24 protein-coding genes and 5 pseudogenes are annotated in these 24568 nt (G+C 33.4%); 20 read left to right on the top strand and 9 right to left on the bottom strand.

What is annotated here, in order from left to right; translation table 11 throughout:
• Positions 1-326: 326 nt before the first annotated feature.
• The 6 genes and pseudogenes from plcA to EGX95_RS17145 all read left to right on the top strand — a co-directional run bounded on the left by plcA (position 327) and on the right by EGX95_RS17145 (position 4216).
• Complete coding sequence (gene plcA / locus EGX95_RS17165; RefSeq protein ID WP_000095606.1) at positions 327-1316, top strand: phosphatidylinositol diacylglycerol-lyase; 990 nt, start codon at positions 327-329, stop codon at positions 1314-1316.
• A 48-nt stretch (positions 1317-1364) separates the two neighbouring features.
• Positions 1365-1460, top strand: a pseudogene (locus EGX95_RS17160) (GntR family transcriptional regulator); the annotation flags it as partial.
• Between the two features lie 213 nt (positions 1461-1673).
• The gene (locus tag EGX95_RS17155) at positions 1674-1865 is read left to right on the top strand and encodes a hypothetical protein (protein WP_000006450.1); all 192 of its coding nucleotides are present in this window, start codon (positions 1674-1676) and stop codon (positions 1863-1865) included.
• A 186-nt stretch (positions 1866-2051) separates the two neighbouring features.
• Positions 2052-3485, top strand: coding sequence for a MocR-like pyridoxine biosynthesis transcription factor PdxR (locus EGX95_RS17150; protein ID WP_000454973.1), 1434 nt, complete (start codon positions 2052-2054; stop codon positions 3483-3485).
• 33 nt (positions 3486-3518) lie between these two features.
• Positions 3519-3715, top strand: a pseudogene (locus EGX95_RS31150) (CidA/LrgA family protein); the annotation flags it as partial.
• A gap of 75 nt (positions 3716-3790) precedes the next feature.
• Entirely contained in the window at positions 3791-4216 is a 426-nt protein-coding gene (locus EGX95_RS17145) for a YfmQ family protein (RefSeq protein ID WP_000214618.1), read from the top strand.
• 22 nt (positions 4217-4238) lie between these two features.
• Here EGX95_RS17145 and EGX95_RS30820 read toward each other — a convergent pair whose 3' ends face one another.
• The 3 genes from EGX95_RS30820 to EGX95_RS17130 all read right to left on the bottom strand — a co-directional run bounded on the left by EGX95_RS30820 (position 4239) and on the right by EGX95_RS17130 (position 8653).
• Positions 4239-4709, bottom strand: coding sequence for a CBO0543 family protein (locus tag EGX95_RS30820; protein ID WP_014297950.1), 471 nt, complete (start codon positions 4707-4709; stop codon positions 4239-4241).
• Entirely contained in the window at positions 4615-5781 is a 1167-nt protein-coding gene (locus EGX95_RS17135; protein WP_001163389.1) for a DUF2515 domain-containing protein, read from the bottom strand. The genes EGX95_RS30820 and EGX95_RS17135 overlap by 95 nt, the downstream gene beginning before the upstream one ends.
• A 145-nt stretch (positions 5782-5926) precedes the next feature.
• Positions 5927-8653 (bottom strand): putative bifunctional diguanylate cyclase/phosphodiesterase, encoded by a 2727-nt coding sequence (locus EGX95_RS17130; RefSeq protein WP_000773573.1) that lies wholly within the window; start codon positions 8651-8653, stop codon positions 5927-5929.
• Between the two features lie 277 nt (positions 8654-8930).
• Between EGX95_RS17130 and EGX95_RS31145 the strand changes: the two are divergent.
• Positions 8931-9029: pseudogene (locus tag EGX95_RS31145) on the top strand (histidine phosphatase family protein); the annotation flags it as partial.
• A gap of 324 nt (positions 9030-9353) precedes the next feature.
• On the top strand, positions 9354-9671 hold the full coding sequence (locus EGX95_RS17125; RefSeq protein WP_000809485.1) for a hypothetical protein: 318 nt from the start codon (positions 9354-9356) through the stop codon (positions 9669-9671).
• A 91-nt stretch (positions 9672-9762) separates the two neighbouring features.
• Here the strand turns inward: EGX95_RS17125 and EGX95_RS17120 are convergent, their stop codons facing one another.
• The gene (locus tag EGX95_RS17120) at positions 9763-10401 is read right to left on the bottom strand and encodes a YczE/YyaS/YitT family protein (protein ID WP_001241262.1); all 639 of its coding nucleotides are present in this window, start codon (positions 10399-10401) and stop codon (positions 9763-9765) included.
• A 195-nt stretch (positions 10402-10596) separates the two neighbouring features.
• Here EGX95_RS17120 and pepT point away from each other — a divergent pair, with 195 nt between their 5' ends.
• On the top strand, positions 10597-11829 hold the full coding sequence (gene pepT, locus EGX95_RS17115; RefSeq protein WP_000806991.1) for a peptidase T: 1233 nt from the start codon (positions 10597-10599) through the stop codon (positions 11827-11829).
• A 37-nt stretch (positions 11830-11866) separates the two neighbouring features.
• Here the strand turns inward: pepT and alkA are convergent, their stop codons facing one another.
• The 3 genes from alkA to adaA are packed head-to-tail and all read right to left on the bottom strand — an operon-like array spanning position 11867 to position 13882.
• A complete protein-coding gene (alkA, locus tag EGX95_RS17110; protein ID WP_000123537.1) occupies positions 11867-12778 on the bottom strand; it encodes a DNA-3-methyladenine glycosidase II in 912 nt (303 codons plus the stop codon).
• Positions 12775-13305, bottom strand: coding sequence for a methylated-DNA--[protein]-cysteine S-methyltransferase (locus tag EGX95_RS17105; protein WP_001089826.1), 531 nt, complete (start codon positions 13303-13305; stop codon positions 12775-12777). Before EGX95_RS17105 ends, alkA begins: the two co-directional genes overlap by 4 nt.
• Positions 13286-13882 (bottom strand): bifunctional transcriptional activator/DNA repair enzyme AdaA, encoded by a 597-nt coding sequence (gene adaA, locus EGX95_RS17100; protein WP_000551305.1) that lies wholly within the window; start codon positions 13880-13882, stop codon positions 13286-13288. The genes EGX95_RS17105 and adaA overlap by 20 nt, the downstream gene beginning before the upstream one ends.
• Positions 13883-13959: 77 nt before the next feature.
• On the opposite strand from adaA, the pseudogene EGX95_RS17095 reads away from it, so the two are divergent.
• The 11 genes and pseudogenes from EGX95_RS17095 to EGX95_RS17045 form a co-directional block, all read left to right on the top strand.
• Positions 13960-14097, top strand: a pseudogene (locus tag EGX95_RS17095) (exodeoxyribonuclease III); the annotation flags it as partial.
• A gap of 298 nt (positions 14098-14395) precedes the next feature.
• A complete protein-coding gene (locus tag EGX95_RS17090; RefSeq protein ID WP_001035495.1) occupies positions 14396-15361 on the top strand; it encodes an iron-hydroxamate ABC transporter substrate-binding protein in 966 nt (321 codons plus the stop codon).
• Between the two features lie 27 nt (positions 15362-15388).
• Positions 15389-16396 carry a FecCD family ABC transporter permease gene (locus EGX95_RS17085; protein ID WP_001173045.1) on the top strand — a complete coding sequence of 336 codons (1008 nt, stop codon included), beginning with the start codon at positions 15389-15391 and terminating at the stop codon, positions 16394-16396.
• Positions 16389-17411 (top strand): FecCD family ABC transporter permease, encoded by a 1023-nt coding sequence (locus tag EGX95_RS17080; RefSeq protein WP_000920465.1) that lies wholly within the window; start codon positions 16389-16391, stop codon positions 17409-17411. Before EGX95_RS17085 ends, EGX95_RS17080 begins: the two co-directional genes overlap by 8 nt.
• A 14-nt stretch (positions 17412-17425) precedes the next feature.
• A complete protein-coding gene (locus EGX95_RS17075; protein WP_000025757.1) occupies positions 17426-18247 on the top strand; it encodes an ABC transporter ATP-binding protein in 822 nt (273 codons plus the stop codon).
• Between the two features lie 16 nt (positions 18248-18263).
• Positions 18264-19091, top strand: coding sequence for an alpha/beta hydrolase (locus EGX95_RS17070; RefSeq protein ID WP_001098334.1), 828 nt, complete (start codon positions 18264-18266; stop codon positions 19089-19091).
• Positions 19092-19423: 332 nt separating this feature from the next.
• Entirely contained in the window at positions 19424-19651 is a 228-nt protein-coding gene (locus EGX95_RS17065; RefSeq protein WP_000849103.1) for a hypothetical protein, read from the top strand.
• 290 nt (positions 19652-19941) lie between these two features.
• The gene (locus EGX95_RS17060) at positions 19942-20244 is read left to right on the top strand and encodes a metal-sensing transcriptional repressor (RefSeq protein WP_000509878.1); all 303 of its coding nucleotides are present in this window, start codon (positions 19942-19944) and stop codon (positions 20242-20244) included.
• A 202-nt stretch (positions 20245-20446) separates the two neighbouring features.
• Positions 20447-20653: a copper chaperone CopZ gene (gene copZ / locus EGX95_RS17055; RefSeq protein WP_000436973.1), complete on the top strand. Its 207-nt coding sequence runs from the start codon at positions 20447-20449 to the stop codon at positions 20651-20653.
• A gap of 95 nt (positions 20654-20748) precedes the next feature.
• A complete protein-coding gene (locus EGX95_RS17050; protein WP_001005289.1) occupies positions 20749-23166 on the top strand; it encodes a heavy metal translocating P-type ATPase in 2418 nt (805 codons plus the stop codon).
• Positions 23166-23258, top strand: a pseudogene (locus EGX95_RS17045) (GNAT family N-acetyltransferase); the annotation flags it as partial. The gene EGX95_RS17050 and the pseudogene EGX95_RS17045, both read left to right, overlap by 1 nt.
• A gap of 19 nt (positions 23259-23277) precedes the next feature.
• Here the strand turns inward: EGX95_RS17045 and EGX95_RS17040 are convergent.
• Complete coding sequence (locus EGX95_RS17040) at positions 23278-23550, bottom strand: HU family DNA-binding protein (protein ID WP_001043904.1); 273 nt, start codon at positions 23548-23550, stop codon at positions 23278-23280.
• A 141-nt stretch (positions 23551-23691) separates the two neighbouring features.
• The gene (locus tag EGX95_RS17035; protein ID WP_000110527.1) at positions 23692-24507 is read right to left on the bottom strand and encodes a formate/nitrite transporter family protein; all 816 of its coding nucleotides are present in this window, start codon (positions 24505-24507) and stop codon (positions 23692-23694) included.
• Positions 24508-24568: the final 61 nt, after the last annotated feature.

Here is a 24568-nt window from a genome sequence, read left to right as displayed (position 1 = left end):
CCTCCTAGGAAAAATAAGGTAAAACGGTTAAGTAATGTAGCTTAAAATGTCTACATATAATATTTTAATGTAAGTATATTAGCACATATAAAATAAATAATCATTATAAGTTTCTTATTTATTTAGTGTAGAGTCCGAATATGAAATATTGCATATAAAAATACATTGAAGTTCCTTTAAATTTTTCTAATTTAGGATATGTGAATGATTTTTTAACTTTACTTCTATGTAATATTTCATATTTATGAAATATTATTTATTTTTTACTCACCAGATTATATTATATTCAATAAGTTTGATATAAAACAGAAAAAGGAGGAATGATAATGAGCAGTAAGAAATTTATTTTGAAATTATTTATATGTAGTACGATATTTATCACATTTGTATTTGCTTTACATGATGAGCAAGTAGTTGCGGCTAGCTCTGTTAATGAGTTTGAAAATTGGTCAAAGTGGATGCAACCTATACCTGATAATATCCCATTAGCACGAATTTCAATTCCAGGAACACATGATAGTGGAACGTTTAAGTTGCAAAATCCGATTAAGCAAGTATGGGGAATGACGCAAGAGTATGATTTTCGCTATCAAATGGATCATGGAGCTCGCATTTTTGATATAAGAGGACGCTTAACAGATGATAATACGATAGTTCTTCATCATGGGCCATTATATCTTTATGTAACACTGCATGAATTCATAAATGAAGCGAAACAATTTTTAAAAGATAACCCGAGTGAAACAATTATTATGTCTTTAAAAAAAGAGTATGAGGATATGAAAGGAGCAGAAGGTTCCTTTAGTAATACGTTTGAAAAAAATTATTTTGTTGATCCTATCTTTTTAAAAACAGAAGGAAATATAAAACTTGGAGATGCTCGTGGGAAAATTGTACTACTAAAAAGATATGGCGGTAGTAATGAATCTGGAGGATATAATAATTTTTATTGGCCAGATAATGAGACGTTTACGACAACTGTAAATCACAACGTAAATGTAACGGTACAAGATAAATATAAAGTGGGTTATGATGAGAAAGTAAAATCTATTAAAGATACGATCAATGAAACGATGAATAATAGTGAGGACTTACATCATCTATATATTAATTTTGCAAGCTTGTCTTCTGGTGGTACAGCATGGAATAGTCCATATTACTACGCCTCTTACATAAATCCTGAAATTGCAAACTATATAAAACAAAAGAGTCCTACAAGAGTAGGTTGGATCATTCAAGACTACATAAATGAAAAGTGGTCACCATTGCTGTATCAAGAAGTTATAAGAGCGAATAAATCATTAATAAGAGATTAAAGATGATGAGAGTAAGAAGCGATAAAATACGTCGCTTCTTATTAAAAAACAGTGTATCTTGTAAATGGAACAATTTTTGAGTTATCTCAATCGATGTTTCATTATGAAGAGGCTAAAGTTTTAAATCAAATTAATTTCAAATGAAAATTAGCATAAATAATCCTGCAAAAAAGCAACTAATCATAAGTGTTCAGTTGCTTTTTATTTTTAAAGTGGATGAGCAAAAAAACATAAAAGTGGTTGGTCCGTTTTTTGTAAACATCTATTATGATAAGAGAAGAAAGGTAGTATGTTATTAACGTTTTAAAGAGGAAGTTCTTAATAAAAATAGACTGGCCTTAGAGAGGTGAAAGTACTATGAGCTTTGCGATTTCACTAGTCGTTATTATTGTAATTGGATCACTGTTTGGAACCGTACTAGTTGCACGGAATGTGGAGGAGAATTACGGCAAGTCTACAAAGAGAAATGTGAAAAACTTATCAACTATTTATATTATCCTTCTTTTCGTACTACTTGTTGGGGTAACGTGGTATGCGGTAATAATTTGATAGTTTGTAACAGAACTGCAACGAGAGTATGAAGCTGGAATTTCAGAAGCTATCGAGTAATCAGAAACGGAGCTATTTTAATATATCCATTTTAGGATGAGAGAATGTGACTAATTAATACTATTTTTACGGTAAATACTGTTAGTAATAAATTGAGGATAGTTAGCTTTGAAAGGAGGCAACTATATGGAATGGAAACCAAATCGTGCAGATAAGACGCCTGTATATAAACAAATCGCAGATTATATTGAAAGGGGTATTTCTTCGGGTGAGTTTCCTTCTGATAGCAAGTTACCTTCTGAGCGTATGTTAGCAAAAGAATTACAAGTGAACCGGAGTACGATAGTTGCTGCATATGAAGAATTAAAATCACTTGGAGTAGTAGAACGGCAAAAAGGAAGCGGAACACGGGTGAATACAGACATATGGGGTGTGTCACATAAACGAATACCGAACTGGGGTAGGTACGTTGAGGATGGATCGTTCTTACCTAACGTACCACTCGTTCAACAAATTCGAACGGAAACGCAAAAAGACGACTTAATTAATTTAGCGAGTGGTGAATTATCACCAGAATTAATTCCAAGTGATAGATTCCGAACGATCTTGTCGGAGAAAACATTTATGGAAAACCTCGGTTATGACCATCCACTTGGAAATGAAATGTTGAGAAAAACAATTGTAGCACATGTTCAGCAATATAAACAAATTGAAGCAGATTCGAATTCTATTCTTATTACATCTGGAGCACAACAAGCACTTAATCTTATCGTTCAGTGCTTATTAAAACCTGGTGATGCGATTGCAATTGAGGACCCTTCGTATTGTTTCTCATTGCCGATGTTTAAATCTGCTGGTTTGAAAATATTTCATTTACCTATTGATCAGCATGGAATGAATCCAGATGACCTAATTGATTTGCATAAAAAGCATCGTATTCGCATGGTATTTTTAAATCCAGATTATCAAAATCCAACGGGAACTGTGCTGTCATTAGCAAGACGTAAAAAGATTTTAGAACTGTCTTCTGAATTTGGTATACCGATTGTAGAAGATGATCCGTATAGTTTAACGTCCTTTAATGGAGAAGTGAATCCAACATTAAAATCAATGGATCAAAACGGGAATGTTCTTTATGTAAGTTCATTATCAAAAATTGTTGCATCGGGATTACGTATTGGCTGGGTAATTGGTCCTACGCGTGTAATAGAACGTTTAGCGGATGCGAAGCAGCAAGTTGATTTTGGGCACAGTGTATTTACGCAGTGGGTAGCAAATCAATTTTTAGAATCAGACGATTTTCATGCGCATATTACAATGCTTCGTAGACAATTGAAAGAAAGAAGAGATGTATTAATTAGAAAGCTTGAAGAAATATTAGGAGACCAGGTTGAATTTTTTGTTCCAGAGGGTGGAATACATTTATGGTGCAAAGTGCAAGGAACGTTTGATGAGTATCATTTATTAGGTGAATCTATACGAAATGGTGTAGCGTTTGTCCCTGGTAGTGTTTTAGGTACTAAAAGTGAATATATTCGTTTTACTTTTGGGAGAGTAAATGCCGAACAAATTCAGCTGGGAATGACGAGGTTTGCTGAAACGTTAAATGAGATTTCATAATAGAGAGGCGTAATATTGGAATGAGGGAAAGAAATGAAGTACGTGATGCTTTTACTTCAAGTAGGCGTGCTGTATGTATTTAGTTTAGTTGGTACGTGGATGGAGTATTCCATTTATCAATGCTAGGAAGTTTAATAGGGATGTTAATGCTGTTTCTGCTCCTTTCCACTCGTATTTTACCATTAAAGTGGTTTGAAGAAGCGACAATCGGTTCGGTGACTATGATTGTAACAGGAATACTCATCAGTATATTTATACCATATGGAACGAAATTTATATTTTAAATTGTAATGGAGATGATGAAAGTGACAACATGGTTTATAGTTACATTATTTATTTTTGGTGCCCTTAAAGTACTCGTTTCTAGTATGCCAACTTCAGTTGTAGAATCTATTATTAGTAGATTTGAATTACATCAAAAACTTGATGAGGAGAATACCTCTATATCGATAGATGGAAAAAATATAGAGGGAGAAACGAAACTACAAGTTATTCATGAATTTAATGAAGCTTTATTTTTAGATAAACATTATTTTCCACCGCGCGGGGAAGGAATACCAATCGTCATTGATACGAAAAAAGGGAATAAAGAGATTAGATTTTCTCTATACAGCTATGAGGAACACGTTGACGTAATAAAGCAATATAAGAAGAAAGTCGTTGCCTATCGTTTACGATCTAAAAGCCTTCAAACCCGTGCACCATTAGTAATAACTAAAGATTATGCTTAAGAAGAGATCTATAATGATCTCTTTATTTTTTTATGCAATGATATACTTTCCAAATAAAAAAAAAGAATATCATATAGCCAAATAAAGAGTATGTATGATTCCAATCTACACTATGAGTAAAGAAACCTAATCTTTCAGCAATCTGTTCAAAAATGCTAGCACAAATACCTATTGTAAGAATAAATAGAATCCTAGAAAATACAGATAGGTTTTTTGAAATGTGTATGAAAATTGTTGTTAAAATCGGTAGTACAAACAAAGTAAAGCCTATGTTAACTGAAAATATGGATGAGAATGGTCTAACCGGAAAGGAATATATTTGTTTCGCAACAAAGAAAGCATCTAAGCAAGTGCCGATAATAGAAGAGAGTAAGATTGTAACGACTAATGCGAAAAGGTTATTCTTCTTCTCGAAGGAGAACATTTTTCTTTGCAAGAATGGCCAGTTCAATCTTTTCGAGTGTTTTACAGTAGTCTTCTGTGATTTGTCCATGTATCCTTTCCTCCTTATCAGTTAAATAATGTATGACTTGCCAGTCGTTAAACCAATCTTCATATTCTGCTTCTTCATGTTTCATATTTTTCCATGCATACATAAGTGCAGGGCTATATATACGGTAGGCATCACTTTTTAATTGGCATTTCTTTATTCTTCGTTTATAAAACTCTCTTGAAAAGGATTCATTTACGCTTGAAAATAAATGTGGCCAATAATCTTTTCGTGATCCAGTGTGTGGATGAGTGTCAGCCCATTGTAGTATACGAGCTAAAACATGCTCATCATGAAATAATAGTGCATATAATCTTTTTCCGAGCAAAATTCGTTCGTGTAAGGAAGTGAAGTGTTTCATTGTATCACCAATTAATTTTGTTTTCTGTATAGGCTTTTCTTCGCAGAAAGGGAAGAGGATATGATTAAATTGAAAGAAATCAAAAAGTTTGAATCCAATACTATTTAGTACATTTTTTTTGAAGTGTTTATTTTGAATTACTCTTTTTTCTAAGTAGTTTTGTTCATTAATAATAGTGGAAATAGCTAATATTTGTTTGTTTCCGGTTTTCCAAAAAAAGTTCCACATCGTTTCCATAAATGTTGACACATTGAGATGAGGGAGGAGATAAAAAAGATTTTTGGATTTTTTTACACTCTGTTCATATAACAAAAATTGTGGATACACATCTTGAAAGATAAGCCAATTCCCCCGTTCTAAAAAAGAAAAGAAAGTAAATTGATCTTTCTCAGATAACAACTTCGTATATAAATCCCCCTTTAAATCTGTCATGTTCCAACCGCCGTTACGCGAAACCATATGTCCAAGTAATGCCCAATGTATTTCAGGATACCTTTTGTAAAATTGATAGTAAGCGCGAGTTCTTGTCACATTATTTTGATTTAATAATTTTGTTCTTTCTTTAATTGTATGTATTAATATTTCTTCTTCTTTCGAAAAGGGGTAAAGAAAGTTATTTGCGTTGGTGCATTTTTGTTTTAGCTCATTTTTTATTGAGAAGAGGGATAGGGGAATGTTTTTGTAAAGTTTATGATTTGGATTGTCGTGCTGCATGTAATTCCCTCCAATTCAAGTCTGTTATCATAAATATATTAGTAACTACTTACATAAATGATATGTGAAGGAAATGAAAAGTTGCAAAGCACAAAAAAAGAAAGAGGAGACGGGCTCTTCTTCCTTTTTCTTGTATGTATTTGCGCTAATGGTTATAACGAACACCTTTTTTGAGAAGAGTAGAAAATGAATCAGCATGAATAGGCTTGCTGTAGTAGTAGCCTTGAATCAATTGACAATTATTTTTTTGAAGGAAACTCACGTGTTTTTTCGTTTCTACACCTTCAGCGATAACTGACATTCCTAATGTATTTGCTAATGTGATGATTGTTTTAATAATTTCCATTCCATCGTCACATGTTTCAGACATTGTAATAAATTCTCGTGGGATTTTTAACGTATCGATTGGATATAAAGGTAAGTAAGCTAGCGAAGAATAGCCTGTACCAAAGTCATCGATTGAAATATGAATCCCTAAACTTTTTAGTGTACGTAGTTTTATTAATGTTTCTCGCTCATCCATCATTGCAATTCGCTCTGTTAATTCAAGATCGAGAGAACTTGCTGGTAAACCAGTATTTGTTAATGTAGCAGAAATAGACTTTACAAAATCTTCTTGTTCAAATTCTTTAGCAGATAAATTTACACCTATTTTCAAATGTGAATATCCGCTTGTGTGCCAACGTTTCATTTGTTCACAAGCTTGTTGTAGTGTCCATTTTCCTATTGGAATGATTTGTAGCGTTTCTTCTGCAATCGGAATAAACTCGTATGGAGAAATAACACCTAATTCAGGATGATTCCACCTAATTAAAGCTTCAGCACCGATAATTTTGTTAGATTTGCTATCAACTTGAGGTTGATATAAAAGGAACAATTCTTCATTTTGAATTGCATTTGGTAAATCTTTTTCTAATCGTAATCGTCTTTCAATTTTTTTTGCAATTACATCATCATAAATAGAGACAGAATTAAGTTCTTTTGCTTTCGCATCATACATTGCAACATTAGCGTTTTTCAGAAGTGTAGCGGTATCGATTCCAGAATGTGGATAAATAGCGATGCCGATACTTATTGATAAAGTTAATGTATGTTCATATATGACAAACGATTTTTCCATGCATTTAAATAACTGGTTGCATAACTGGAATAAGGAATCTTCGTCAGTATAGTTTTCAATTAAGATTGTAAATTCATCGCCACCGATTCTTGATAGATGAGTATGTGATGGAAGACAGGATTGGAATCGCTTCGCTACTTCTTCTAATATGTAGTCTCCTGCCGAATGTCCAAGTGTATCGTTAACTGCTTTAAAGCGATCTAAGTCCAAATATAATAATGCAAACTCGCTTTCTGTCGTTTTAGCATTTTTTATAATTCTTTTTAATTTCTTATGAAAAAAGGCACGGTTCCCAATTTTCGTTACAGTATCATGGAATGCTAAATATTTTATTTCTTCTTGCTGTTTTTTTAGCGCAGTAATATCTTTCATCATAATATAGCTTCCTGAAATTTGCCCGTCTATCATAATAGGGACGATGGTAACGTATAAAGAATAAGTAAATCCATCTTTATATTGAGAACTAAGTTGTAAGGATGCTGATTCTTGTTGTTTCACTTTTTCTAATGCAGATGCTAGTTTATATTTGTCTTCATCTAAAATAATCGAAAAACAAGTTTCACCAAGTAACTCATCCGTTGGTGCACCGAGTAGTATACTTCCAGCTTTATTTACATTTAAGAATACGCCATTTAAATCAATTGTAAAAATAGGGTCAGGATGATATTCATATAATGATTTGAATTTTTGTTGCTTTTGAGATAGAGCCTCTGATTTATGAACTAAATCTGAAGTTCGTAATCTAACTTTTTCTTCCAATTGGGCATTGAATACTTGTAAACGTTTGGTTAGGGAATTGTTTTGCATACGTACAATAGAATGACGAATGAGTACGAAAATAAAAGCAATACAATTTCCCGTAATGAGAATGGAAGATGCTGTTTGTTCTTTTAACGTAAACCCGATTAGTATTGCAACGGCAAGATAAGGAAATATAACTAAAGCTTTCTTTCCTATTATAGGGTTAACAATGAAATAATTTTTATGGCTATTATGATCTTCTGAAATAGATCCAGCTATTGCAATAAGTAATATAGGTATTCTATATAAAAGACGTAATAATGTTATCGTTTCAGTTGATAAATGGTTATGTAAGTAAAAATAAATATAGTTAAAAGTTGCAGAACTTATTAATACAAAAATAAAGATATAAATTTTCCGTTTAGAATTAAAAATTGTTGGACGGAAAAAGAGACTAACACCTAGTAGAAGAAATAATAAATCTGCAATTGGATATAGAAATGAAAGGAAAACATCTCCTAGTGACAGAGAGAATATATTTAAATTTGGTTGATTAAATAAATACCACTCCAATGTGAATATGGAAGTAAGTACTATGCATATATCACAAATAAAGAACGCTTTTTCCCATTTATCGCATTCTTTTAGGATTTTATAGCAGAAAGCGATAAGACAGAAGAGTAGAAAAAGCATATAAAACACATCAGAAATAGTAAAACGATGTATTGGAATTTTGAAGAAGCTCTCTTGATATGTATATACTATTTTTCCTAATAAAAAACTACCAATTGCTATCGTGATACATATCCAAAACGGATTTGAACTAACTTTTTTAGAATATATAGAATAAATGAGTGATACAAATGTAATGGCTTCAACAATAAGTGAAGCGAAGCGTACATCCGAATTTGAAAAATGAGTGGGGAACAGATAGAAAAACATAAAATAGATTGAATAACACATTAATGTTCCAATTAATATACATAGCTGTAAATTTTTATTTAATTTCAATAAAATCACCTTCTTTAATTATGCACTATATTCGTAATATCTATACATAATAATATTATTTAAGAATTGTATCAGATTTCCTTATAAAAATCATGTTTATAAGGAAGTTTTGAAAAGTGTAATTGCTCTAAAAAATGAAAAATATTGCATTTGATAGTATATACTGTATAAAGATTTTAAATAGAAATTGTATATTTAGTCATCTTTTGAATTGTAAAGGTTTTTTAGTGATTTGAAAGTAGAGATGCAAAATTGCATATAAAATGATAAAGGCTTTTTTGAATTTTTAATGAATACGTCAAAACCAGATATATATAAGATGGAATTTAATGAAGAACAATTAATGAATGTAGAGAGATTATGGAAAGCGGAATAAAGTTGGTTGTATGGATTTTGTTGTAAAAGTTACTTTTATAGCAAAATCTTTTTTATTTCAATAGAAAGCATTTTTATCAACTATTTTTAGAATGTTAAATCAATAAGTAATTATTCAGTTTCTGAATAATATAATTGAAAGTTGGTTTAAGTAAACAATTTTAAATGTGACAAAACTCCAAACGTTGGATTTATATTCAATAGGAGAAAAAGATGTAGAAGTTTGTCTTACTGTCCTCGTTTACTTTTTATTTCATTACATATAGGCTTTGTGGTGTAAGGGAGGACATCACCTTTACGCAAAATCTATAAGGAGGTCATTGTAATGAAACAAATTAAAAAGTTTGCGGGAGTTGCTTTAGCGGGGACGATTGGATTAAGTGGACTACTGTTTTTAGAACCAAGTATAAGCGCTGCGGAATTACAGCAAGTGAAAGAGGAGAATTTCAATGCAATTGATGTATCGATGAATCTAAATGAATTATATGTATTAAGTGGCAGAAGCATTGATATTCTTTCTGGAGATAAAGAAGCAATTCAGCTAAATAAATACACAATTCGTTTTAGTAAACCCGGGAAGTACGTTATTAGGGTAAATGGTTGTATTTATAACGATGTATATACTTTTATTGTGAATGGTTAGTATATCTTCTTAAATTATGGAATAAAAAAGAAACACCCTATTTGCGGTGAGAATCGTAAATAGGGTGAATTTATTTGTATTAAATTGTACTTTAAACATGTTCATTAATTTTCTTTTTGTTATGTAGAGTATGTAAAAGTGTTTGAAATACCTTAAATGATTGCTGAAAGATTGGACTTTGAATAAAGGTATACAGAAAAGTTACGATAAAAACAGGACCCCCTAGCATAAATCCAATAACTAGTACAATGCATTCTACAATGATTCGAGCACGGCTAATAGATAGACCTGTTTTGTCGGAAATAGTAAGCATGAATCCATCACGAGGTCCAGCACCAATTCCAGCCGCAACATACATACCTCCACCGATACCTGTAATGGCAATACCAGAAAATAAAATGAGTAAGTTTATCCATAAATAATCACTAGCGTTTGGAAGAATATTTGATTGTAAGAAAAAGTCCATAATGGGACCGATAAGTAGTGCATTTAAAAATGTTCCCACATTTATATATTTTCGATCTACTAGTAAAGAAATGAGAACGAGACATAACCCACATATGACACTCCACGTACCAATCGTCCATCCAAACCTTTGGTAGAGAGCCATATTTAAAACTTCCCAAGGATGTAAACCGAGAAATTTTACTTTGACTGCAAGAGCATTTCCAAGCCCAAAGAAGATTAACCCTAAGAAAAAAAGAAAATAGCGAAAGAGAGTTAGCCTCATTTTTAAAACCTCCCATATTGTATAATTATGTATATTACATGTAAGGGTTTTAATGTACAAATTTTACGACTTTTCAGCCGGTATTTAAAATAGCTAAAATACAAATGAAATATATGTATTCACAGTCAAAAAAGTTAAAATATTTCGTCTCAAGGATTATAATAGAGAAAGAAGTATAAAAGGGAGTGAATGAATTTGAAACAAGAACTTATTGAAAGATTTACGAGATATGTAAAGATTGATACGCAATCAAATGAAGACAGTCATACAGTGCCAACAACACCAGGACAAATTGAGTTTGGTAAGTTATTAGTTGAAGAGTTAAAAGAAATTGGGTTAACAGAAGTAACGATGGACGATAACGGATATGTAATGGCAACACTTCCGGCTAATACGGATAAGGATGTTCCTGTAATCGGATTTTTAGCACATTTAGATACAGCAACAGACTTTACTGGGAAAAATGTAAAACCACAAATTCATGAAAACTTTGACGGGAACGCAATTACATTAAATGAAGAGCTTAATGTTGTATTAACACCAGAACAGTTCCCAGAATTACCGTCTTATAAAGGTCATACGATTATTACAACGGACGGTACAACACTGTTAGGAGCAGATGATAAAGCTGGTCTTACAGAAATTATGGTTGCAATGAATTATTTAATACATAATCCGCAAATTAAACATGGGAAAATTAGAGTTGCGTTTACGCCGGATGAAGAAATTGGCCGCGGCCCAGCGCATTTTGATGTAGAAGCGTTTGGCGCTTCATTTGCTTATACGATGGATGGAGGTCCATTAGGTGGTTTAGAGTATGAAAGCTTTAATGCTGCAGGTGCTAAGTTAACGTTTAACGGAACAAATACACATCCTGGAACAGCGAAAAATAAAATGCGTAACGCAACTAAACTTGCTATGGAGTTTAATAGCTATTTACCAGTAGAAGAGGCACCAGAATATACAGAGGGGTATGAAGGATTCTATCATTTACTTTCTTTAAATGGTGATGTTGAGCAAAGTAAAGCGTATTATATTATTCGAGATTTTGATCGTGAAAATTTTGAAGCGCGTAAACATAACGTTGAAAATATTGTGAAGCAAATGCAAGAGAAGTATGGACGAGATGCAGTCGTTTTAGAAATGAATGATCAATACTATAACATGCTTGAAAAGATTGAACCAGTGAGAGAAATTGTTGATATTGCATATGAGGCAATGAAAAGTTTAAATATCGAACCAAATATTCATCCGATTCGCGGTGGAACAGATGGATCACAATTATCGTATATGGGATTACCAACCCCAAACATTTTCACAGGTGGTGAAAACTATCACGGTAAATTTGAGTATGTTTCGGTAGATGTTATGGAAAAAGCTGTTCAAGTTATTATAGAAATTGCAAGACGATTTGAAGAACAAGCTTAAAAAAGAACCAAGTAGTGCAAAAACGCTACTTGGTTTTTTAGTATAATACTCGCCACAAATAAAAAGTTGCGTAAGACTCCCAGTTGATCCAATTTGCCGCAAAATCTTTTATTTCCTGTTTAGTCGGTTTACTTTTAGAACCTGTTATATATTTAATTGCATTGTGCAAACCAACATCGTCAATTGGAAAAGCGGAAGGGAATCGTAAACAGCGCATTAAAACATAGTGAGCAGTCCACGGACCTATACCATGTATAGCAGTTAATTGTTTTTCAGCAATCTTTACATCTTGTGTTTGTAGTAAAGATTCTTTTGATAGTTTTCCTTCTGTAATAAGCTTTGCAATACCGATTAAATATTCACATTTTCTAGTCGTCATTTTTAAATTTTTGAGATCCTCTACGTGTAAATTGGCAATTGTTTCATGTGATGGGAATATCCAATGCTTTCTATCGTTCCATTCTACATAACTTCCAAATGTCTCGACTAATCTTCTTTTTAGTGTATAAGCATAAGTGAGGTTAATTTGTTGCCCGATAATTCCCCAGGAAAGTGCCTCAAATAAGTCTGGAATACCTAAAGTACGAAGGCCATAATATTGTTCAATTGGTCTTTGAAGGAGTACATCATGTTTAGCTAATGTATAAAAGGGAGCTAAATCAGTAGTTAAATCAAACCATTCAGTTACATAGTTAGCTACAGCATCGCGTATCGGTTTTGCAGAGATATAGGCTTCTCCTAAAAAACGTATTTGAATAGTATCATCCGCATTCATACTAATTTCAACTAAAGGATTTACATCGTGAACAGGGATAACTTTATAAATTTTGTTATGTTCAATGTGGAACATACATTCATTGTTAGAACGGGATAGATAGCGTAAATTTTCTTGAAAACTAAATTCTGTTGGAACTGTTAAAGTTAATGCGTTACTATATTCGGCTGTCATATGAATTCCACCTGTAATTTTTCTAATGCAAGCAATTCTTTCTTCATTTCTAATCCCCCTCTAAAACCAGTTAGTTTACCATTCTTTCCAATAACACGGTGGCAAGGAATCATAATGAGAATTGGGTTGGCAGCAATAGCAGACGCAACGGCACGTACCGCTGTAGGTTTTTGAATTCTATCTGCAATTTCTGTATAAGAATATGTTTTTCCATAAGGAATTTCACGTACCGTACTCCAAACAGATAATTGAAATGCAGTTCCGTAAGCAGCGATAGGGGATGTAAAGGTTTCTCTCTTGTTTTCTAAATACTCGATAATTTCTTTTGTATATACTTGTAAGTAATCTGGACTATGGATCAATATATGTTGAGGCAGTTTTTTTCTAGCCCATATATTTACTTCTTCAAAGGTTTCGTTTTGTGATCCAATGAAACATAGTCCAGTTTCAGTTGCAGCAATATGAAACTTCCAATTTGCATGTGTAAGTAGCGTCCAATATATATAATTATTTTTGTAAGAATTCATTATTGTATCCCTCTTTCATTTCATTCTTTTTTCGATATTCAGTAGGGGTAAATCCAGTTTTCTTTTTAAATAAAGTTGCGAAATATTCTGGATTTTCTATCCCGACGGCAGTACTAATTTCTTTAATGGGTTGATTTGAGTGTAAAAGGTGTTCTGCTGCTTTAACAATTCTGAACTGCTGTATATATTCTATCGGACTTATTCCTGTCATTTTTTTGAAAGTGCGTTGTAAATGAAAGGGGCTACCATGGCACATTTCCGCAAGTATGTCTAGAGTTAATAATTCATCAAAGTGTTTTTCGATATACTCTTTAATTTGTTCTACCCACTCTTCATTAGGTAAAGTGAGCCCATTTGGTTTACAACGCTTGCACGGGCGAAAGTTTTCATTTAATGCTTGCTCTGCATGATGAAAAATTCGTACATTGTTTTTATTCGGTATTCTTGATTTGCATGATGGCCTGCAAAAGATTCCAGTTGATTTCACAGCATAAAAGAATTTACTATCATAGGAAGGATCATTATGGATAATTGCTTGCCAATGTTCATTTGTTAACGTAACTCCTTCATTGTGCAAAGAACATCACCTCTGAAATTAGTATAACCTGAATAAAGTGTGTATGTATGTATTCATAAATGTAAGAGCAAGATTACAAAGGTGAAAATATTGAATGGCGTTTAGATTATTTTGTTGTTTCTGAAAGAATGAAAGACCAAATAACAGCGGCGAAAATTAATAGTGAAGTAATGGGGTCAGACCATTGCCCAGTTGAATTACATATAAATTTCTAAAAAAGAAGTATCTACCTAACATGAGGCGGATACTTCTTTTTTAATTCAGTTTGTTAAAATTTTTCAAATCTTTCTTGAAATAATTGCATATTAAATATATAATTAGTAACGATAATCATTATCAATGAAAAAGATTATCAATGGGTGAGGTATAAAAGAATTATAGCTTAGGGGAAGTGAATGAGAATGAGTTCTGGATAGAATTATTAATCTAATAAAATATATATGTAGGACAAGTTTCATATAGTTAAATTTTATTGAGAATATAGTTTGGAAATTCGAGAGGAGATATTTAAAGATGAATAAGAAGTTATTTACATTAGGTATGGTAACAGTTTTAAGTGTAGGACTAGCAGCATGTAATAGTGCGGATAAAACTTCAGGAGAAAAAACTCAACAGACAAAGGCTAGTGAGACGAAAAAAGACGAAAAACGAAAAATTACATATTTAGGTAAAGAATATACAGTGCCAGCAAAAGTAGATAAAATTGCAACAGCTAGTTTAGAGTCAATGGAAGATGCAGCAGTACTTGGAATTAAACCAGTTGGTGCGATTACGGTTGGTGGTAAATTACCAAAGTATCTGGAGAAAGATTTAGAAGGTGCGAAATCTGTTGGTGAGAAAATGCAACCAAATTTCGAAACATTACTTCAATTAAAACCAGACGTTATTACATCTAGTACGAAATTCCCAGCAGAAACAGCTGAAAAGTTTACGAAAGTAGCTCCTACATTCCCGGTATCACATGTTTCAACAAATTGGGAGGATAACTTAAAGTTAATGGGAGAATTAACTGGCAAAAAAGATAAAGCAGAAAAAATTATTAAAGATTACAATGCGGACGCTGAAAAAGCAAAAGCAAAACTAGGAGATAAGTTAAAAGACAAAAAAGTCCTTGTAATCAGACTAAGAGCAAACGAATTATTCCTATACCCAGAAGGAGTATACTTCAACCCTGTAATTTATAAAGATCTTGGATTAACTGTTCCAGAACAATTGAAAACTGTAAAAGCACAAGAGAAAATTTCATTTGAAAAACTTGCTGAACTAAACCCAGATTATATTTTCTTACAATATGAAACAACTGAAAATAAAAACCCGAAAGTGCTAGAAGAAATTGAAAGTAATCCAATTTGGCAAAGTATGAATGCTGCGAAAGAAAAGAAAGTATTTGTAAACGTTGTTGATCCAATGGCACAAGGTGGTACTGCTTGGAGTAAAACAGCGTTCTTAAAAGAAGCAGTGAAAAATTTATCTAAATAATACAATAAGTAAGGTGCGTTGAATGATATGCAGAAAACAAATGCAGTACCAGTAACTATATTATGTATAGCACCCATACTCATCTTATTTACAGTTATACTTTCTATTTTGTATGGGGCGAAAAGTATTGATGCTGAAACGGTGTGGAACGCGATATTTCATTTTGATTCAAGTGATGTAAATCATAATATTATTATTACTTCACGTTTACCAAGGGTAGTTGCAGCTCTTTTAGTTGGAGCATTTCTAGCCATATCAGGAGCACTTATGCAGGGGATGACAAGAAACTATCTTGCATCCCCTTCTATTATGGGTGTGACGGATGGGGCAGCTTTTGTTATTACACTTTGTATGATTTTTCTTCCGGGAATGTCATCGATTGGTATGGTTGTATGTTCAATGATTGGTTCTGCATTAGGAGCCGGTATCGTATTTGGTTTTGGTTCGCTCCTTCAAAATGGTTTATCGCCAGTTCGGTTAGCGATTATTGGGACAGTTATTGGAACATTTTTAAGCAGTGTGTCTGCTGCAATGGCTTCATACTTCCAAATTTCTCAAAATGTTAGTTTTTGGTTTAATGCAAAATTAGACCAAGTAGACCCTAATATCATTAAAATTACGATACCGTTTGGGATAATTGGAATAGTTTTAGCGCTGTTAATATCAAAATCTATTACGATTCTTTCTTTAGGAGAAGAAGTTTCTATTAACCTAGGGCAGCGTACAAAACTAGTTAAAGCGATGGCTATTTTATCAGTTATCTTTTTAACAGGAACGGCAGTTGCTTTAGTGGGGAAAGTTGGTTTTGTAGGTTTAATTATTCCGCACATTACTCGCTTTATAATTGGGGTAGATTATAAGTGGATTTTGCCATGCGCAGGCGTTATTGGCGGCGTTTTTCTAGCGTTATGTGATATTTTAAGTAGGTTTGTAAACTATCCATTTGAAACACCGATTGGAGTCGTTACCTCCTTAATTGGAATTCCTTTCTTCCTTTATTTAATCCGTACAAGAGGAGGAGAGAGACATGCTTAAAAGTTCAAGTCAACGTTTTGGAATGACGATGGGGATTAGTATATTTTTAATACTATGTGCTATTTATATTAGTTTAACGAATGGTACGTTTGATATTACGATTACAGATGTATGTAAAACACTCCTTAGAATAGATCCAGTACCAGACCATGATTTAGTTATTTTTGAGTTTCGTCTCCCGCGCATCATAATTGCGGGATTAGTAGGGGTAGGTCTCGGTGTTGCAGGTGCTGTTATTCAAGGAATTACGAGAAATGGATTGGCAGACCCAGGTATTTTAGGAGTTAATGCAGGAGCAGGAACAGCAATCGTCATTTTTATGTTTTTCTTCCAAGGGCAATTAAAAAGCACAGACTGGGTTTCTATTATGATGATGCCAATGTTTGGTTTAGTAGGCGGATTAGGTGCAGCTATCATCATTTATCTGTTTTCTTGGAAAAATGGTAAGTTAGATTCGCAGCGTCTTTTATTAACAGGGATTGCGATTGGATCAGGATTTGGAGCCTTTTCTATGTATTTATCACTCAAAATGAAGTCAACCGATTTCGAGATGGCTGCAGTTTGGGTGTCAGGCAGTATATATAGTGCAAACTGGAAGTATATTATTGCAATGTTACCGTGGCTTATCATACTGATTCCACTTATACAAAAGAAAGCTTATTTATTAGATTTATTTCAATTGGAAGAAACGAGTATTACAAGTTTAGGTGTTTCAGTAGAAAGAGAGAAATCAATTTTACTACTAAGTAGTATCGGACTTGTAAGCGCATGTGTTGCAGTTTCAGGAAGTATTGGTTTCATCGGATTAATGGCACCGCATATAGCGAAAAGACTTGTCGGTATTCAGCATAAGCATATCATTCCTACGTGCGGAGTAATTGGAATGTTTCTTGTAATTGCTTCAGACTTTATCGCAAAAACAGTTTTCACACCTGTAGAGTTACCAGTTGGAATCGTTATTTCTATTGTCGGTGTACCTTATTTCTTATATTTACTTTATAAGGCGAAAGCGTAAGAGGAGGAATAAAAGTGAGTATTTTAAGTGCGAAAAATTTAGAAACAAGTTATGAAAAGCTTACAGTGTTTCGCGATTTAAATGTGGAAATACAAGAAGGAAAAGTAACGACAATTATAGGACCAAACGGGTGCGGTAAATCGACACTGTTAAAAACGATGGGAAGAATTTTAAAGCAAAAGAGTGGTAAAGTATATTTGCAAGGACAGGATTTACATACAATTCCAACGAAAGAAATTGCGAAGCAGTTAGCTCTACTTCCGCAAACTCCAATTGCACCAGGAGAGCTTAAAGTAGAAGAATTAATTTCTTATGGACGTTATCCACATCGAAATAATGTAAATAAGTTAACTTCAAAAGATAAAGAGATGATTGACTGGGCATTAGATATAACGAAAACTTCTGCATTTCGAACGAGACAAATTGCAAATCTATCAGGTGGTCAACGACAAAAGGTATGGCTAGCGATGGCTTTGGCACAAGAGACAGAAGTGTTGTTATTAGATGAGCCAACTACATATCTTGATATGTCTCATCAATTAGATGTATTACAAATTGTGGAGAAATTAAATAAAGACCATAATTGTACGGTCGTTATGGTATTACATGATATTAACCATGCAGCAAGGTTTTCAGATGAAATTATTGCAATGAAGGAAGGAGAAATCGTTACAACTGGTAGCCCAGAAGAAATCATTACAAATGAAGTGTTAAAAGAAGTATTTCATATTGATGCACGTGTCATGATTGATCCGTATAATGGGTCTCCTGTTTGCTTCGGTTATGATAGCGTTGTATTTCAAGAAGAAAAAGTAGAAATATATGTAACGAGTTAAGAAGGGGGGATATAAGATGAACACTACGATTGAAAAACAGCAGATTGTAACATCTAATACTGAACAGTGGAACATGTATTCAAAATTAGATGGTAAGGAATATCAAATTCATATTTCAAAGCCGAGGCAACCAGCACTGGATTCAGGATATCCTGTCATTTACGTATTAGATGGTAATGCCTTTTTTCAAACATTCCATGAAGCGGTTAAAATACAATCAGTTAGAGCAGAAAAAACAGGTGTTTCACCAGCCATTATAGTAGGTATTGGTTATCCAATAGAAGGGGCATTTTCAGGTGAAGAAAGATGTTATGATTTTACGCCTAGCGTAATTTCAAAAGATGCGGCTTTAAAACCAGATGGTAAACCTTGGCCTAAAACAGGAGGAGCACATCATTTCTTTACTTTTATTGAAGAAGAATTAAAGCCGCAAATTGAAAAGAATTTTGAAATTGATAAAGGAAAGCAAACAATATTTGGGCATTCTTTAGGTGGACTATTTGCTTTACATATATTATTTACAAACATAAATGCCTTTCAAAATTATTTTATTAGTAGTCCATCTATTTGGTGGAATAACCAATCTGTGCTTGAAAAAGAAGGGAATCTTATAAATGAATTAAACAATGCAAAGGTTAAAACAGGAGTATTTCTTACAGTTGGTTCACTTGAAAGAGAGCATATGGTTGTAGGGGCAAACGAATTATCAGAGCGCCTTTTCAAAGTAAAACACGATCAGTTTCGATTTACGTTTTATGAGGCGGAAGGGGAGAACCATGCATCAGTTGTGCCGACTTCTTTAAGTAAAGGATTGAGATTCATTAGTCAAGTATCCATCGATTAAATGGTTAGTGATTTGAGTGAATCCACATTTTTCTATGATCTGTAGTAGGTTAGATAATAAAACGATTGTTTAATAAAGTGCAAACAAAAGGCTATGGAGAAATTCTCCATAGCCTTTTGTTTGCGTAAGTAGAATTGTCCTTTTTGAAAGTTTTGTTGCAATTTTTCGTCTAAAGAGACAAAAAGTTGTCACAATTCGTTCACAATTAGCATAAACATAAAATAGACGAAATGAACTTATTTCCGAAAAGGCTTGGTTCATTCCAATTATGATTCGTAGAGCTGAAAAAGCACGGATGAAAAGTTCACTATATTCTCAAGGAGGTAGATCGTATGAAAACTATTCTCGCTATCGCTGGACTTATTTGGGTTTTATCGCATGGTATCCCAATTTATGAAGGAGAACAAATTCGCAGTGCTCTAAATAAAAATTTTAATGAATATCATATCATTGATCGGCAAGATAATGTTGTGACAGTTCGTGTAAATGACTGTTTTCATACGGTAACCGTTGAAGGAACTTCAGTAGTGAATGATACAAAAGTATGTGATCAGCAATAATTATATATAGGAAGAAAAAGTCTCAATTTACATGTGTGAAGATTGAGGCTTTTATATTTGGGAATGAATAATAAGCGGGGATGGACAACCCTCGCTTATTATTGTTTTTTGAAAAAAGGAAAGGGTATAATGAAAATTAAGACTGAGAAGCTAACAATGTGTTAAGAATAATCATAAAGTGGAAATATACTCATATGGGGTATCATGCATAGATATTTAATGCTATAATTGGTATACTCGTAAAAGTAATTGTTTTATTGGATGAAGAGAAACTTTAAGAAGGTGATAATATGGGGCATAAAGAGCATGAAGCAGTAACACATAGATCAGAAAAAGAAAAAGAGCAAATTATAAATAGATTGAAGAGAATTGAAGGGCAAGTTCGGGGTATTCAAAATATGATTGAAAATGATCGGTATTGCGTGGATATTTTAGTGCAAATTTCAGCGATTAATGCAGCGATGAAAAAAGTAGGAATGGGTGTATTAAAAAACCATACAAGTCATTGTGTTTCAAGTGCAATTAAAGATGGTAATGGTGACGAAGCAATCGAAGAATTAATGACAGTCTTTGAACGTTTTTCAAAAGCGTAAAAACAAGCTAGTACGTAACTGGCTTGTTTTTTGTTTACTTTCATATAAGGTTTCGGGGTATTGATGTGAAAAAGTGTATGTAAAATAAACTTTTAGAAAATAATTGAAAAATCATGATACAAAACTATTGATTACCTTAGGGGGGTATGGTAATATGTAATTGTGATTAACAAACAATAAAGAAACAAGAGGAGGATTTTAAATGGAACAGTTAACATTACAAGTTGAAGGTATGTCTTGTGGACATTGTGTAAATGCTATCGAAAGCAGTGTGAAAGAGCTAAACGGTGTTGAACAAGTGAAAGTTCAATTAGCAGAAGGAACTGTTGAAGTTACTATCGACTCGTCTGCTGTAACATTAAAAGATATTGTTGCTGTAATCGAAGATCAAGGATACGATGTTCAATAATTATTTTTAGATATGGAAATAAATCGTACTTTATAGGAAGTACGATTTATTTTGCTAATAATTATACCTCATAAGGGTATATAGAGGTGAGAGACATGAATGAACAAAAAGAGGCCAATCTTCAAATATCAGGAATGACATGTGCCGCATGTGCAAATAGAATTGAAAAAGGCCTAAAAAAAGTAGAAGGTGTTCATGATGCAAATGTAAATTTTGCACTTGAAAAAACGAAAATAATATATGATCCCCAAAAAACAAATCCGCAACAATTTAAGGAAAAAGTTGAATCGTTAGGATATGGAATTGTAAGTGATAAAGCTGAATTTACTGTTTCAGGAATGACATGCGCAGCATGTGCCAATAGAGTAGAAAAGCGTTTAAATAAGTTAGAAGGTGTGAACGGGGCGACAGTAAATTTCGCTTTGGAATCAGCTACAGTAGATTTTAATCCTGATGAAATTAATGTAAATGAAATGAAGAGTGCAATTACGAAATTAGGATATAAATTGGAAGTGAAATCAGCTGAGCAAGATGGATCAACTGATCATCGCTTACAAGAAATTGAGCGACAAAAGAAGAAGTTTATTATTTCGTTTATTTTATCATTCCCGTTACTGTGGGCAATGGTAAGTCACTTCTCATTTACATCGTTTATTTATTTACCTGATATGCTTATGAACCCTTGGGTGCAGCTAGCTCTTGCAACGCCAGTTCAATTTATCATTGGTGGACAGTTTTATGTTGGGGCTTATAAAGCGTTACGTAATAAAAGTGCTAACATGGATGTTCTTGTGGCACTTGGAACGTCGGCCGCCTATTTCTATAGTGTATATTTAAGCGTTCAATCTATCGGTTCTTCGGAACACATGACAGATTTATATTTTGAAACGAGCGCGGTACTTATTACACTAATTATTTTAGGTAAATTATTTGAAGCAAAAGCAAAGGGACGTTCATCAGAAGCAATTAAAAAGTTGATGGGTTTACAAGCAAAGACAGCTACAGTTGTGCGAGATGGAACGGAAATGAAAATTTTAATCGAAGAAGTAGTAGCTGGTGATATCGTTTATGTAAAGCCTGGTGAAAAAATTCCGGTAGATGGTGAGATTGTAGAAGGAAAGTCAGCAATAGATGAATCGATGTTAACAGGTGAAAGTATTCCAGTTGATAAAACAATTGGGGATGTAGTAATCGGTTCTACAATGAATAAAAATGGATTTTTAAAAGTGAAAGCAACTAAGGTAGGAAGAGATACTGCATTAGCTCAAATTATTAAAGTAGTAGAAGAGGCTCAAGGTTCAAAAGCTCCTATTCAAAGGGTAGCAGATCAAATTTCAGGTATTTTCGTACCGGTTGTAGTTGTGATTGCTATTATTACATTTGCAGTGTGGATGATATTTGTTACACCAGGTGATTTTGGCGGAGCACTTGAGAAAATGATAGCAGTACTTGTTATCGCTTGTCCATGTGCATTAGGTCTTGCGACACCTACATCTATTATGGCTGGATCAGGAAGATCAGCTGAGTATGGTATTTTATTTAAAGGCGGAGAGCATTTAGAAGCAACGCATCGATTGGATACAGTTATTCTAGATAAAACAGGTACTGTGACAAATGGAAAGCCAGTGTTAACGGATGTAATTGTCGCAGATGGATTCAATGAAGAAGAAATATTACGTTTAGTAGGTGCGGCAGAAAAAAATTCTGAACACCCACTTGCAGAAGCGATTGTAGAAGGAATTAAAGAAAAGAAAATTGATATTCCAAGTTCAGAAACGTTTGAAGCGATTCCTGGATTCGGTATTGAATCAGTCGTAGAAGGAAAACAATTATTCATTGGTACACGCCGATTAATGAAGAAATTCAATATTGATATTGAAGAAGTTTCTAAATCGATGGAAGAGTTAGAACGAGAAGGTAAAACAGCAATGCTTATTGCAATTAATAAAGAATATGCTGGTATAGTGGCTGTTGCAGATACTGTAAAAGATACTTCAAAAGCAGCTATTACAAGGCTTAAGAAAATGGGTCTAGACGTTGTTATGATTACAGGAGATAATACGCAAACTGCTCAGGCGATTGCGGGGCAAGTTGGTATTGAACACGTAATTGCAGAAGTATTACCAGAAGGAAAAGCAGAAGAAGTGAAAAAACTTCAAGCGCAAGGTAAGAAAGTAGCAATGGTTGGAGATGGAATAAATGATGCTCCAGCACTTGCTACGGCGGATATCGGTATGGCAATTGGAACAGGAACGGATGTAGCGATGGAAGCGGCAGATATTACGTTAATTCGTGGCGATTTAAATAGTATTGCTGATGCAATCTTTATGAGTAAGATGACGATAAGAAATATTAAGCAAAATTTATTCTGGGCACTAGCTTATAATGGCTTAGGAATCCCGATTGCAGCGTTCGGTTTCTTGGCACCTTGGGTTGCAGGAGCGGCTATGGCATTTAGTTCTGTATCAGTTGTATTAAATGCATTACGATTGCAAAGAGTGAAGTTAAAATAAGTAAAGGCTTTATTTGCATAAAGGAACAAAAGAAAGAGCATAATGGTCAGATTTTTATTAATTATGTAATGAAAAAAATAGCCCTCTCGTAAACGAGAAGGCTATTTTTCATTATTTTACAGCTTCTTTTAGTTCTTTACCAGCTTTGAAAGCAGGTACTTTAGAAGCTGCGATTTGCATTTCTTCACCAGTTTGTGGGTTACGGCCTGTACGAGCAGCTCTTTCGCGAACTTCGAATGTACCGAATCCGATAAGTTGTACTTTTTCACCAGCAGCTAAAGTGTTAGTGATTGATTCTACTACAGTTTGTACAACTACAGTAGCTTCTTTTTGAGAAATCTCAGCATTTTGTGCTACGTTTTTGATTAATTCTGTTTTGTTCATGTTTTTCACCTCATATGTAAATAATGCTATTTAAGTTGTTATTATAACGTATAAAACATTCGAGAACAAGTGTACGCACATATATTCATAAAAAAAATGGAATTTGTAATATTTTTCAGGATTGCTGTATAGTCGTTCCTTTTAAGCGGATACAGATTTTTTCTTTAATTCCGTTTGTTCTTTAGTAGAAGGTAGTTTCTTATTATAAGATATGAAATAAGGTAACGCTACAAATAACATACCTCCTACTAAGTTTCCGAAGAAAACAAAAATGAAGTTTGGAAAATATTCAAACCAAGTTAAATGACCTGCAAAAATTATAGCTGGGATGACAAACATATTGGCTACAACGTGTTGAAATCCAATTGCAACAAAAGTCATAACTGGGAACCAAATGCCGATAATCTTTCCGATAAATTCTTTACTTCCCATACTAAGCCAAACAGCTAAACAAACGAGCCAATTACATCCGATTGCAGAAATGAAGGCTTGTAGTGGTGTATCTTGTAGTTTAGCTTGCGCAATAGAAACTGTTTTTGCTAAAAAAGCTCCCTCTGTTAATCCGACGATATGACCGAAAAAATAAGCAACGAATACAGCACCTATGAAATTGCTCAATGTAACAATAATTAAATTTCGTATGAAATAAAATAAAGTAATTTTCTTTTGAAGCCAGGCCATGGAAACTGTCATCATGTTACCAGTTACTAGTTCACCGCCTGCAAGAATAACGAGAATAAGACCGATAGGGAATACAGCAGCGCCTAGAAAACTAGTAAATGATCCCCAAGCCTTTGGCATTGTTCCAATAACATGAATATCGAGTAAATACCCTAATGCTATGAAAGCACCGCCAAAAAAACCGAGAATTAGCATAGGGAGTAATGATAAATGAGCTTTTTTTCTTCCGGAATTAGCAGCAAGTTCCGTAATTTCTTCTGGTGTAAATACAGACATGAATAATCTCTCCTTAATAAAATGATAAAAGAATAAATGGAACATTTTTAAGAATCTATGT

The sequence above is a fragment of the Bacillus sp. FDAARGOS_527 genome, assembly GCF_003812125.1.
Classification (GTDB): Bacteria; Bacillota; Bacilli; order Bacillales; family Bacillaceae_G; genus Bacillus_A; species Bacillus_A paranthracis.
Note: the sequence above shows the minus strand (reverse complement) of the source record. Positions and strands in the feature narration are given on the sequence as shown.

What these genes read in the sequence shown, in the direction of transcription:
- alkA (WP_000123537.1), bottom strand. Translation starts at nt 12,778, where the DNA reads ATGACAGCCGAATATAGTAACGCATTAACTTTAACAGTTCCAACAGAA.
- EGX95_RS17035 (WP_000110527.1), bottom strand. Translation starts at nt 24,507, where the DNA reads ATGTCTGTATTTACACCAGAAGAAATTACGGAACTTGCTGCTAATTCC.
- EGX95_RS17065 (WP_000849103.1), top strand. Translation starts at nt 19,424, where the DNA reads ATGAAAACTATTCTCGCTATCGCTGGACTTATTTGGGTTTTATCGCAT.
- EGX95_RS30820 (WP_014297950.1), bottom strand. Translation starts at nt 4,709, where the DNA reads ATGGACAAATCACAGAAGACTACTGTAAAACACTCGAAAAGATTGAAC.
- EGX95_RS17060 (WP_000509878.1), top strand. Translation starts at nt 19,942, where the DNA reads ATGGGGCATAAAGAGCATGAAGCAGTAACACATAGATCAGAAAAAGAA.
- EGX95_RS17155 (WP_000006450.1), top strand. Translation starts at nt 1,674, where the DNA reads ATGAGCTTTGCGATTTCACTAGTCGTTATTATTGTAATTGGATCACTG.
- EGX95_RS17050 (WP_001005289.1), top strand. Translation starts at nt 20,749, where the DNA reads ATGAATGAACAAAAAGAGGCCAATCTTCAAATATCAGGAATGACATGT.
- EGX95_RS17135 (WP_001163389.1), bottom strand. Translation starts at nt 5,781, where the DNA reads ATGCAGCACGACAATCCAAATCATAAACTTTACAAAAACATTCCCCTA.
- plcA (WP_000095606.1), top strand. Translation starts at nt 327, where the DNA reads ATGAGCAGTAAGAAATTTATTTTGAAATTATTTATATGTAGTACGATA.
- EGX95_RS17040 (WP_001043904.1), bottom strand. Translation starts at nt 23,550, where the DNA reads ATGAACAAAACAGAATTAATCAAAAACGTAGCACAAAATGCTGAGATT.
- EGX95_RS17070 (WP_001098334.1), top strand. Translation starts at nt 18,264, where the DNA reads ATGAACACTACGATTGAAAAACAGCAGATTGTAACATCTAATACTGAA.
- EGX95_RS17150 (WP_000454973.1), top strand. Translation starts at nt 2,052, where the DNA reads ATGGAATGGAAACCAAATCGTGCAGATAAGACGCCTGTATATAAACAA.
- EGX95_RS17090 (WP_001035495.1), top strand. Translation starts at nt 14,396, where the DNA reads ATGAATAAGAAGTTATTTACATTAGGTATGGTAACAGTTTTAAGTGTA.
- EGX95_RS17105 (WP_001089826.1), bottom strand. Translation starts at nt 13,305, where the DNA reads ATGAATTCTTACAAAAATAATTATATATATTGGACGCTACTTACACAT.
- EGX95_RS17120 (WP_001241262.1), bottom strand. Translation starts at nt 10,401, where the DNA reads ATGAGGCTAACTCTCTTTCGCTATTTTCTTTTTTTCTTAGGGTTAATC.
- EGX95_RS17080 (WP_000920465.1), top strand. Translation starts at nt 16,389, where the DNA reads ATGCTTAAAAGTTCAAGTCAACGTTTTGGAATGACGATGGGGATTAGT.
- EGX95_RS17085 (WP_001173045.1), top strand. Translation starts at nt 15,389, where the DNA reads ATGCAGAAAACAAATGCAGTACCAGTAACTATATTATGTATAGCACCC.
- copZ (WP_000436973.1), top strand. Translation starts at nt 20,447, where the DNA reads ATGGAACAGTTAACATTACAAGTTGAAGGTATGTCTTGTGGACATTGT.
- EGX95_RS17125 (WP_000809485.1), top strand. Translation starts at nt 9,354, where the DNA reads ATGAAACAAATTAAAAAGTTTGCGGGAGTTGCTTTAGCGGGGACGATT.